Below are 9,243 nucleotides of genomic sequence, written 5' to 3' on the forward strand. Positions count from 1 at the left end.
TTTTGTTGTTTTATTGTATCCTTTAGTTTTTAAGATTTAATTCATCTCTAACTTGATATAAAATTGCGTTACATATTGCAGCAGCAACATTACTGCCACCCTTTCTTCCTTTATTTACAATATATGGAACATCTGAATTTAAAATCAACTCTTTTGACGCTTCCACATTAACAAATCCAACAGGAACACCAATAATAAACGCTGGTTTATATCCCTCCTGCATCAATTTATATAATTCAATTAATGCCGTAGGTGCATTTCCTATCGCAAAAATAACTGGACCATCTAACTCTGACGCAAACTTCATACTCATAGTAGCTCTTGTGACATTATTTTCTTTTGCAAGTTTAGCAATTTTTTCATCTGCCATAAAACACTTTGCTTCAATGTCAAGAGTCTTTAATACCTTTTTATTAATTCCAGCAAGCCCCATGTTCGTATCAGTAACAATAGTTGCATGGTTTTTCACTAAATTTTTTACTATATCCACGGCATTTTCAGAATATTTTAATGTATCTGCATATTCAAAATCTGCACTAGTATGAATAACCCTTCTTGTTATTTTATCTTCTTTTTCTGGTAAAACAATTCCTTTTTGGGAAAGTTCTTCCTGGATTATTTCAAAACTTCTTTTCTCTATTTCCGTTGGAAGAACATATTCTATATTTTTCAATAAATCCGGCATTATTTTTTATTCCTCTCTCTACTCATATATTCATGAATTTTATTATATAATTTTCAATTTTATATTTTTTATGTGATATTTTAAAGACAAAAAATGCTACGCTAACATTAAAGCACTTAATAAAATATCTATTTCTTCTTTAGATTTAACAGCAATTCTATAATATCCTTTTTTTAAGCCTTTAAAATTAGAACAATCTCTAATTAATATATTTTTTTCTAATAAAAATTTATACAAATCAAACTTAGTATAAATTAAAATAAAATTTGCTTCAGATGGAACTATTTCTAAATCGCTTAATTTACTTGATTTATTTTTTACATTTAACAAGCCTTGAATCAAGTAATTCTTATTAGTTTCTATCAATTTTCTAGTTTTTACGATATATTCCTTTTGTTTGCATGCTTCATTTCCAACTTCTTGTGCAAAAGTAGAAACATTCCACTCTGACAAATTTCTTTTAACTAATTCAACAATTTTATCCGAGTAAAAAATACCATACCCTAACCTAATTCCTGGTATAGCAAATATTTTAGTATAAGCTCTAACTCTAATTAAGCCTTCATAATTATGACTATTTATAAAATCACAATACTCGTCTTCATTAGTCAAAAAATAAGAAAAACATTCATCTATTACCAAAATTTTATTAGCTTTCTGGCACACACCAATAATTTCATCTAAAACATCAAGATCTATTGTCTGACCGGTTGGATTGTTTGGATTAGTCAAAAACAATAAATCGCAATCACTTTTTTTTAATTTATTTACAAAATTTGCATCAATACAAAAATTATTTTCTTTTTTTAGATTATACCAATCAATTTTGCAACCAACGGCATCTAAACAATGAATATATCCATAGAATGAAGGTGCAAGAAGCAGTGCTTTATTTGGTTTAATTCCATGAGCAATTGCCATAAAAATATCTGATGCGCCATTACCGCACAAAATTCTTCTATAATCACATCCATATTGTATTGATAAATTCTTTCGCAATTTCTGACATTCTATATCCGGATATTCCTTTATTTTAGGGATAGAATTAATAATTGCTTCATTAATTTCTTTTGGAACATCCACAAAATTAATATTTACAGAAAAATCATGTTCAACATTATTTCTATAAATATCTCCACCATGTATCATATGTTTCACCTTTTATATATTTTTTAAATTTTATTTTTTATTTGAAATAAAAAAATCATATACTTCCTAACACAAATCTAATTATCAAACTTATGCCTATACATAAAAAAGCCGTAGTATATAACATATTATTTGCACTTTTTATATCATCTATTCTAATTTTTCTATTAGGATCACCAATATAATCTTTTTTTACAATTTTTCCAAAATATTTTGCATCTCCAGCCAATTGAACATTTAACGCTCCAGCACAAACCGACTCTGTCTGTGCAGAATTTGGACTTTTGTGTTTGTAGCGATCTCTCTTAAATATAAAAATTGCATTTTTCGTATCATAATTTTTTCCTAAAAAAACACACGAAACTATCATCAAAATAGCACTAATTCTAGATGGTAAATAATTAACAATATCATCTAACTTTGCAGCAAAAGTACCAAAAGTACAATATTTTTCGTTTTTATATCCAATCATCGAATCCAAAGTATTAATTGCTTTATATATAAAACCAAACACAGGCCCACCAATTGCCAAATAAATAATTGGAGCGATTACACCATCTGAAGTATTTTCGGCTACAGTCTCAACCGCCGCTTTAGTTATACCAATCTCGTCTAATTCCTTTGTATCTCTACCCACAATCATCGAAACAGCAAATCTTGCTTTTTCAATATCATTTTCCTTTAAAGCCTTATATACCTTCATGCTTTCAACTTTCAAAGATTTCGTGGCCAAAATATAATAACACATTACACTTTTTATAATTGTATAAACTATTATATTAATCTTACGCGTAAGAATCAAAACTCCCATACTTACAAACATCGTACAAAAAACAACCTCAAGAGTTAAAATCATTCCATGATAAAAATTTTTCTTGTTTTTTTGATCTACACTAAGTAAAGGATCATTAAGATATAATTTTTTTTCTAAAAAAGATATAAGATTTCCAATCCATCTAATCGGATGAGGCAAACAATAAGGATCTCCAATTAATAAATCTAATAAAAATCCAATCAATAATACGAAAAAAAGGTTATATTTATATAAAAAAAAGAGTAAATCTTTGAATTGAAAGACATTAACTTTTGCAATAAATACACTGTCTCTATACAAGTCGTAAAACATTCCTATATCTCCTTTTCAATTTCAACATTGTCGATTTTTTTACCATCAAAAGTAAAACTTACAATATAGCCTCGACCATTCTTAACTCTATACTCATAATACCCTTCGCCCAAAAGAATATTCATGATTGCCATTATAGTTCCTCCGTGTGCAACAATTGCAAAATCAACATCTTTCATATTAATATAAAAATTTGAAAACAAATCGTAGCACAATTGAAGAATTTCATCAAATCCCTGACCTACTCTTTTTATAAAACTTTCTTTGTCTTCTCCTTCTGGGAAAGGGATTTCACCATTACTATCTATCCATTTTTGATAATATGAATTTTCTTTTAAATCATTATAATTTTTTCCCTCAAATCTGCCAAAATCCATTTCTTCAAGTTTTGAATTTAAAAATATTTCTTTATTCTCGAAAACAATTTTAGCGGTTTGTGAACATCTAATTAATGGACTCGAAAAAACAATAGAACAATCCGGATAAAATTTATCATCTTTCATCTGTTTTAGTTCTATTATTCCTTTATCTGTTAAACATTCATCAGTTTTTCCTATATAACGACCTTCTAAATTTCCGTGAGTTTTACCATGTCTAACTAACGCCATCTTAAAACGCATTTTTTTCTTTTGTTTTTTTATTTCCTGTTCAACTCCACAAAAGATTCTAGAAAAAATATCTGCATCTTCTGCTAATTTTTGTAAAACACTACCATTTAATTCTCTGTATACTCTTTCCTCTTCAAGCATTGGAACAACACAATTCCCTATTTCATCAGAAATAATGATTACATTATTGTTCTCGTTAATTTTTTTTATAAACATAACAATTAATTTTTCAACTAATGAAATATCTATTTTTCGCTCAGGATAATTTTTATCGAAAATCAAATATTTTATAAAGAAATTAAACTTATTAAAAATGATATATTTTTTATTATTTTTTATATCTATATTAAACTGGCTTGCTTCAAATAAATTTTTATCTATATTTTCTTTAATATTATCAGTAAAAACACCGTTAATATTAAATGTAGAATAAAATTTTTGAAAAAATTTCTCACAAAATGAAATATCAGAATTTAATTCAAAATTTATTGAATTAGTTTCATATGTTTCTGATCCAAAAAGTACCGAATGTAAACTCTGACAATTATTATTAGAACAATCACCGTCAAAATTTATAATATAATTTTCTGTTAGTTCATGTTTTTTCAAAACAGTTTGCAATTTTCCTTGGGCTGTTCCACCTACATATAATTCAATCACTTTAATTACCTTTTTCCCTTCTAAATCAAATTTGGCATCTCTGTTACAACTAATGCAAACATTAAAATAACAAGTTCAAATAATGTTACGAACCAACCGGCAACGTCTCCTGTTATTCCACCAAATTGTTTTTTACTGTACCAATTATAATAAAGATACATAACGATAGATATAGCAATTACAATCAATCCTTTTATAGAAAATAAATATAACAAAAAGCCATAAACCATAATTAATTGTACAATAAGACTTCCTGCAACAATATTCTTATCCGCTGTTTTTGAAAAAAAAGATAAACTTCCACCTCTAGCACTTTTAAAAAATATAACAGATAATCCACTAAAACATCTGCTCATTACGAAACTAGATGCAACAATTGTTATTGTCTGTATTAAATGAATTTCTGAAAAAAAGCCAACATAAAATAATTCATATAAAATTGCCATAATAACAGAAAATGCTCCGATATGTGGATCTTTTAAAATTTCTAGCTTTTCCTCTTTACTCTTATACGAATGGATTGCATCCATCGTATCCATATATCCATCAAAATGAAAACCTCCACTTATTAAAAGTGGTATACTTGTACCTATCAACGAAAATAAAATAGAATGATGAACTACTCCTTTTTTTAATAAAATCTCGTATAACATAAACCATCCTATTTGAACTGCACCAATAAGTAATCCAATCCATGGAAAGAAACATAAAGTATACCTCATGTCTTTTTCCTTCCATTCAAATTGTGGCATTGGTATTTTAGAATAAATAGAAAACGATATGCATAATGCCTTTAAAACTGTCATTTTTACTCCTTAATTAAAATTTTTAGATTTAATATTTATGATTATAATTTTATTACTAAACAATTCTTTTTTTACTTTATTTGTAAAACCATTCCTTCAGTCACCTCAAAAACGCTGTCAACGATTTCTGCCAATTGAACATTAATATTTCCTAATATTTCTATATACTTTTGTGTTAACTCATCATAAATATTTCCACTTTCAAAAATATTGTCCGAGACAATAACACAATTTTCACATTGCTTAGCAATACATAAAACTTCCTCAACAATATGGTTAGACAACTTAACAACTATATCATCATCAATAATCTTATAATCAAAATCTAGCCATCCCATTTTCAAATCAAACATTTCATTAGAAAGTAAATTTGAAATGCTCTCTAACAAAACATTATATTTTCTAGATTTATCATTTATTGTTCTATTCTCTGTTTTATGTTCGATCCGTAACTTATCTTCAATTGTCTTATTCTCTGTTTTATGTTCGATTCGTAACTTATCTTCAATTGTCTTATTTTCTGTTAAATAGTCCGTATCAACCTTATTACTTTCTATATAATTGATAAAAGCCTTATCAACTAATTGTGATTGCTCGATAGTGAAAAAACCTTTATTTCTTCTGCTAAGTTGATGTTTTTTTATTTTTTTTAAATTTTCATCTATGTTCTTTTCCATAGTAGCTATGTAAATTTTATTTTCAGAATTTGTTTTTTTAGATAAAAAATCTTCTGCAAAATTGGATTTTCCGCTACTACTTCCGCCTATTATCAAGTAATTCATCTTGCAACAACCTTCCAGTTTAAATGTATCAATAAAACATAGCTATTAAAATATTTTATTGTTTTTTATATGCATCTATTTTAATATCTTCAAACGTATTTGGCGAATTATATACCCCCATTGCCAAGTCTAATAACGACATCAACATAATTGTTCCTGTACCTTCGCCTAAAGCTAAATCAGCATCAATAATAGGATTTAAATCTAATTCTTTTATTATGAAATCGTATGCTTTTTCTCTACTTCTATGAGAAGCAATCATATAATCAACTGTGCCCGGACATATTTTTTCAGCTAAAAGTGCTGCAATAGCACTAATGACTCCATCAATCACAATTGGAATACTATATAATGCACCACCAATGAATACTCCAACTAAACCTGCAATATCTAATCCTCCAACAGCACATAAAATTTCAAAAGGCTCTGCTTCCTTTAATTTATGTTTCTTTATTGCCTGTTCAATTACTTTTCTTTTTTTATGAAGGCCCAACGTACTCAATCCGGCACCTCTACCTACAACTTCCTTAACCGGACATTTTAAAAGCGCTGCAGTAATTGCAGAACTAGTTGTTGTATTGCCTATTCCCATTTCACCTGTTCCAATTAATTCGTAGCCAAATTTCTTACACTGCTCAACCAAAGAAATTCCAACAGAAATAGCCATAGACGCTTCTTTTTCAGTCATCGCTTTTTCTTTTGCAAAATTTTTTGTCCCTAAAGAAATTTTTTTATTAACAACACCTGGAATATTTTTTTTACAATTTATTCCAATATCAACTGGTATTACTCTTACCCCTGCCACAGAAGCCATCTTTCCAACAGAGGATGTATTTTTACCCATGGACTCAGCGACTGCAGCTGTTACATTTTGCTGAGATTGACTTATCCCTTCTTCTACAACTCCATTATCTGCACACATGACGATAACTGCTTTTTTATCAATTTTACAATTAATTTGACCTTGGATAGCACCAATTTGACAAATAATATCTTCAAATTTTCCAAGACTATCTAACGGTTTAGCAATATTATTCAATGAATCTTTAACCAAATCCGATATTCTCCAATCCGGCTGAATAATATTTAGTCGCTCTATCTCATGTATATTCATATTGCTCACATATGATTTTTCATCATCTTATTTTTATGACTTATATCATATTTTCCTTTCATATTTTTTTTTATGATTTATCTTTCATATTTGTTTTTTATGATTTATCTTTCATATTTAATTTTTATGATTTATATCATATTTTTATGAATTGATTATATTATAAATTTCTTCCATATCAATGTTTTTTCGAACCAAATCTGCCAATTTATCATATTCTTTTTCCTTAAAATCAGAATAATCAAATTGTTGAATTTCGTCAAAAGATAATCCTTTTTCTTTTGATAATTGTTCTATAATTATATCAGATATGTCTTCATAATCAAATATTCCATGGACATAAGTTCCATAAATATCCCTATTTTCTTGAACATTTTTTATTTTTTTATATACCCCTTCTTGAGTTCCATCCTGCTTTTGTAATAAAAAAACATCACTGTCCAAAAACTCTGTTCTACCCATATGAATTTCATAACCTTTAAAATCTTTATTAGATAATTTTTCAAATATTCCTTGTACTTTGTTAAAATTTCCTTGTACTTGTCTTGTCGTCTTTTCATTTGATAGAACTGTTTTTGTTTGTATCAGTCCTAAACCATTTATTTTTCCACCAGATTCTACTCCAAGTGGATCCTCTATTTCTAACCCTAACATTTGATATCCACCACAAATCCCCCAAATTGGTGTTTTACTATTTTTTAAAATTTTTGCTTCAAGACCAGATTCTCTAAGCCATTTCATATCAGCAATTGTGCTCTTAGTCCCTGGTAAAACTATCAAATCAGGATTCTTAAATTCTCGACTATTATCTACAAAACGCACCGATACGTTTTCATATTTTGCAAATACATCGAAATCTGTAAAATTAGACATTCTTGGATATTTAATAACAACAATATCTATAGCTTTTTGAAGCTTATTATCAAATTTATTTGTCAAACTATCTTCATCTTCTAACTTAATATTACCATAAGGAATAACACCTACAACCTTTTTTTTGCTCTTTTCTTCTAACATTTCAATTCCCGGCTGTAAAATATCTTTGTCCCCTCTAAATTTATTGATTACTAATCCCTTTATTCTATCTTGTTCTTTGGAATCTAATAAAATTAATGTACCAATTAATTGTGCAAAAACTCCGCCTCTGTCAATATCACCCACCAAAATTACTGGAGCATCTAACATTTCAGCTAACCCCATATTTACGATATCATTTTCTCTTAAATTTATTTCGGCCGGACTTCCTGCTCCCTCAATTATTATAACGTCATATAGTTCTTCTAATTTACTGAACGCCTTTTTTATTTCTGGAATAAGTTTAACTTTATACTTGAAATAATCAACAGCTTTCATATTTCCAAGGACTTTTCCATTAACAATAATCTGAGATCCTACATCGTTAGTCGGTTTTAATAAAATCGGATTCATATACACAGATGGTTTTATTTTTGCAGCTTCAGCTTGCATAACTTGTGCTCTCCCCATCTCTAATCCGTCTTCAGTTATATACGAATTCAACGCCATATTTTGCGATTTGAATGGTGCCACTTTATAACCATCCTGTTTTAAAATCCTACACAGAGCTGCAACTAATAAACTTTTACCAGCATTAGACATTGTTCCTTGTACCATTATCGTTTTTGCCATTTTTTACCCTCGTTATTTTTCTTTTATATACAAAAAAAGCTATGCATTGTGCATAGCTTAAACACGACCCAAGAGGGACTTGAACCCTCGACCTCCGCCGTGACAGGGCGGCGCTCTAACCAACTGAGCCATTGGGCCTTGATAAAATTTTTGAATGGACCATCGGGGACTCGAACCCAGGACCGACCGGTTATGAGCCGGTTGCTCTAACCAACTGAGCTAATGGTCCAAAAAACAAAATATAAACAAAAGCCGATGATCGGACTCGAACCGATAACCTGCTGATTACAAATCAGCTGCTCTGCCAATTGAGCCACATCGGCTTATACTCTTATGAGCATAAATGACTCCGACGGGAATCGAACCCGTGTTACCGCCGTGAAAGGGCGATGTCTTAACCGCTTGACCACGGAGCCATAACTCCCCGAGTAGGGCTCGAACCTACAACAACTCGGTTAACAGCCGAGTGCTCTACCATTGAGCTATCGAGGATTATTTAATTGAAGTATTATACCTTCAAAACTTCATACAAGTTATTAAAAACCTTTTTGGTCAAGCCTTCGACCTATTAGTAACAGTCAGCTACATACATTACTGCACTTCCACCTCTGCCCTATTTACCTGTTAGTCTCTCAGGGGTCTTATCTCCTTTTTGGAGGGGATATC

The 9,243-nt window shown here is 29.4% G+C and carries 8 protein-coding genes, 5 tRNA genes and 1 rRNA gene; all 14 read right to left on the bottom strand.

The window, feature by feature from the left end:
• Positions 1 to 22: 22 nt before the first annotated feature.
• The gene (locus BMY79_RS02535; protein ID WP_033421309.1) at positions 23 to 685 is read right to left on the bottom strand and encodes a precorrin-8X methylmutase; all 663 of its coding nucleotides are present in this window, start codon (positions 683 to 685) and stop codon (positions 23 to 25) included.
• 96 nt (positions 686 to 781) lie between these two features.
• Positions 782 to 1,834 (bottom strand): pyridoxal phosphate-dependent aminotransferase, encoded by a 1,053-nt coding sequence (locus BMY79_RS02540; RefSeq protein ID WP_033421308.1) that lies wholly within the window; start codon positions 1,832 to 1,834, stop codon positions 782 to 784.
• A 55-nt stretch (positions 1,835 to 1,889) separates the two neighbouring features.
• Entirely contained in the window at positions 1,890 to 2,960 is a 1,071-nt protein-coding gene (gene cbiB / locus BMY79_RS02545; RefSeq protein WP_083383441.1) for an adenosylcobinamide-phosphate synthase CbiB, read from the bottom strand.
• Between the two features lie 2 nt (positions 2,961 to 2,962).
• Positions 2,963 to 4,228, bottom strand: coding sequence for a histidine phosphatase family protein (locus BMY79_RS11850; RefSeq protein WP_083383443.1), 1,266 nt, complete (start codon positions 4,226 to 4,228; stop codon positions 2,963 to 2,965).
• A 20-nt stretch (positions 4,229 to 4,248) separates the two neighbouring features.
• The gene (locus BMY79_RS02560; protein WP_074730369.1) at positions 4,249 to 5,034 is read right to left on the bottom strand and encodes an adenosylcobinamide-GDP ribazoletransferase; all 786 of its coding nucleotides are present in this window, start codon (positions 5,032 to 5,034) and stop codon (positions 4,249 to 4,251) included.
• Between the two features lie 71 nt (positions 5,035 to 5,105).
• The gene (locus tag BMY79_RS02565) at positions 5,106 to 5,816 is read right to left on the bottom strand and encodes a bifunctional adenosylcobinamide kinase/adenosylcobinamide-phosphate guanylyltransferase (protein WP_074730370.1); all 711 of its coding nucleotides are present in this window, start codon (positions 5,814 to 5,816) and stop codon (positions 5,106 to 5,108) included.
• A 55-nt stretch (positions 5,817 to 5,871) separates the two neighbouring features.
• The gene (gene cobT, locus BMY79_RS02570; RefSeq protein WP_027421721.1) at positions 5,872 to 6,930 is read right to left on the bottom strand and encodes a nicotinate-nucleotide--dimethylbenzimidazole phosphoribosyltransferase; all 1,059 of its coding nucleotides are present in this window, start codon (positions 6,928 to 6,930) and stop codon (positions 5,872 to 5,874) included.
• A gap of 144 nt (positions 6,931 to 7,074) precedes the next feature.
• Complete coding sequence (locus BMY79_RS02575; protein ID WP_074730371.1) at positions 7,075 to 8,577, bottom strand: cobyric acid synthase; 1,503 nt, start codon at positions 8,575 to 8,577, stop codon at positions 7,075 to 7,077.
• Positions 8,578 to 8,641: 64 nt separating this feature from the next.
• Positions 8,642 to 8,715, bottom strand: a tRNA-Asp gene (locus tag BMY79_RS02580).
• 17 nt (positions 8,716 to 8,732) lie between these two features.
• Positions 8,733 to 8,806, bottom strand: a tRNA-Ile gene (locus tag BMY79_RS02585).
• A 21-nt stretch (positions 8,807 to 8,827) separates the two neighbouring features.
• Positions 8,828 to 8,900: transfer RNA gene (locus tag BMY79_RS02590), tRNA-Thr, on the bottom strand.
• 21 nt (positions 8,901 to 8,921) lie between these two features.
• Positions 8,922 to 8,993, bottom strand: a tRNA-Glu gene (locus BMY79_RS02595).
• Between the two features lie 4 nt (positions 8,994 to 8,997).
• Positions 8,998 to 9,069, bottom strand: a tRNA-Asn gene (locus BMY79_RS02600).
• A gap of 56 nt (positions 9,070 to 9,125) precedes the next feature.
• Positions 9,126 to 9,243, bottom strand: a 23S ribosomal RNA gene (locus tag BMY79_RS02605); the annotation flags it as partial.

It is taken from the genome of Lachnobacterium bovis, assembly GCF_900111325.1.
GTDB lineage: Bacteria > Bacillota > Clostridia > Lachnospirales > Lachnospiraceae > Roseburia > Roseburia bovis_A.

Coding starts and splice junctions, on each gene's coding strand:
- BMY79_RS02540 (WP_033421308.1), bottom strand. CDS start 1,834: ATGATACATGGTGGAGATATTTATAGAAATAATGTTGAACATGATTTT.
- BMY79_RS02535 (WP_033421309.1), bottom strand. CDS start 685: ATGCCGGATTTATTGAAAAATATAGAATATGTTCTTCCAACGGAAATA.
- BMY79_RS02560 (WP_074730369.1), bottom strand. CDS start 5,034: ATGACAGTTTTAAAGGCATTATGCATATCGTTTTCTATTTATTCTAAA.
- BMY79_RS02575 (WP_074730371.1), bottom strand. CDS start 8,577: ATGGCAAAAACGATAATGGTACAAGGAACAATGTCTAATGCTGGTAAA.
- cobT (WP_027421721.1), bottom strand. CDS start 6,930: ATGAATATACATGAGATAGAGCGACTAAATATTATTCAGCCGGATTGG.
- BMY79_RS02565 (WP_074730370.1), bottom strand. CDS start 5,816: ATGAATTACTTGATAATAGGCGGAAGTAGTAGCGGAAAATCCAATTTT.
- cbiB (WP_083383441.1), bottom strand. CDS start 2,960: ATGTTTTACGACTTGTATAGAGACAGTGTATTTATTGCAAAAGTTAAT.